This window comes from Mesorhizobium sp. M7A.F.Ca.AU.001.01.1.1, assembly GCF_004022735.1.
GTDB lineage: Bacteria > Pseudomonadota > Alphaproteobacteria > Rhizobiales > Rhizobiaceae > Mesorhizobium > Mesorhizobium ciceri.
In genome coordinates this window covers 1-1,280 of record NZ_RZPF01001102.1, presented here as the reverse complement: position 1 = coordinate 1,280, position 1,280 = coordinate 1, and the positions used below count along the sequence as shown (strand labels likewise).

Genomic DNA, 1,280 nt, shown 5'->3' with positions numbered 1-1,280 from the left:
TCTCCGCAGACGGTCATCCCGTCGGCGGTTCGCTGGGCGCTCCGATGGAAAACAGCAGCGATCCGCCGACGGGATGACCGTCTGCGGAGATGACGCGCCAGCTCAAGACATGCGTGCCCGACTTGAGCGGCTGCGGATTGTCGATCTCGACGGTCTGGTCGCTGAGACGAAAGGCGGTCAGTGGAACCGGCTTGCCGTCGGGCTTCACCAGCGTCAGCACCAGAGGCGAGACCGGCTCGCTGAAGGTCAGCGAGAACTGCGCCGGTCCCTGTGCCAGCACCGCGCCGTCGGCCGGGTCGGTCTTGATCAGCGCGGCATGGGCAAAGGCCTGATCTGACACGGCAAGGCTGGCAAGAAACACGATCACAGCCAACAGGCCGACGGCAAGCCGGCCGGTGCGTTTGCCGGTCATGCAAGCCGTTTGCAGGAGGGAGGTCGTGCTCATGTCACCGCCACGAAACAAGAGCGGCGCACTCGAAAGAGCGCGCCGCCTGGGAGATCATTTCTTCGGCAGCAGCTTGATGCCGGGTGCCGGGCTTTCCAGTGCGTCTTCATCCTGCCCTGCCGCTGGAATCTCGATCCAGCGATCGGCTGCACCGTCGCATTCCTGCACGACCGGGAAATAGAGTTTTTGGCCGACGGGGAGATCCGCCGTCAGCGTCGCGCGGAAAACGAACTCGTCATAGAATTCATCGGGCAGGTTGCCGCCGCTCCAGTCGACCTCCTTGACCCCATCGGTCACCGCCTGACCGTAGAGCTGGTAGGATTTCTCGTACTTGCCCTTCTTGGTCTGCAGCGTCCAGCCGGGCTTCGGCATCGGCTTGATCGCGATCACCCCTTCCGGAATCTGCACGCGCACGGCGGTCGTCGCCTTGCCGTCGCAGCCATGCGGCACGCGCAAAACGGCCTTGTAGGTCGAGCCGACCGCCGCCTCCTGGGTTTCGAACGTGATATGCGCGAAGGCGGCGCTGGTTCCGAGCGCGAGAAGTGCGCCGGCCGACAAAAGATATTTGTTCATGATGGTCCCTCGGATTTTCAAGATTTGTCGAGCTGGCGCGGTCAATTGGCGTGATCGTCCACGGCGCCGCCGCCCATGCCTTCGACGGCGAAATCGACGCTGACGGCGCCGGCCTTTTCGAAGGTCAGGGTGGCGGAGAACTTTTCGCCCTGTTTGGGTTGCCGCTTCAGGCCCATGAACATCAAATGATAGCCGCCAGGTGCAAGGGCTACCTTGCCGCCGGCCGGAATTTCCAGGCCGCCGGCAACCGGCCGCATGGTCA

The 1,280-nt window shown here is 63.5% G+C and carries 2 protein-coding genes and 1 pseudogene; all 3 read right to left on the bottom strand.

Annotated elements, in window-relative coordinates:
• Positions 1-22: 22 nt before the first annotated feature.
• Positions 23-445: pseudogene (locus tag EN884_RS36200) on the bottom strand (copper resistance protein CopC); the annotation flags it as partial.
• A 54-nt stretch (positions 446-499) separates the two neighbouring features.
• A complete protein-coding gene (locus EN884_RS36195) occupies positions 500-1,018 on the bottom strand; it encodes a YcnI family protein (RefSeq protein ID WP_013529535.1) in 519 nt (172 codons plus the stop codon).
• A 41-nt stretch (positions 1,019-1,059) separates the two neighbouring features.
• Positions 1,060-1,280: copper chaperone PCu(A)C (locus EN884_RS36190; RefSeq protein WP_164895429.1), on the bottom strand; the 221-nt coding region annotated here is incomplete at its 5' end.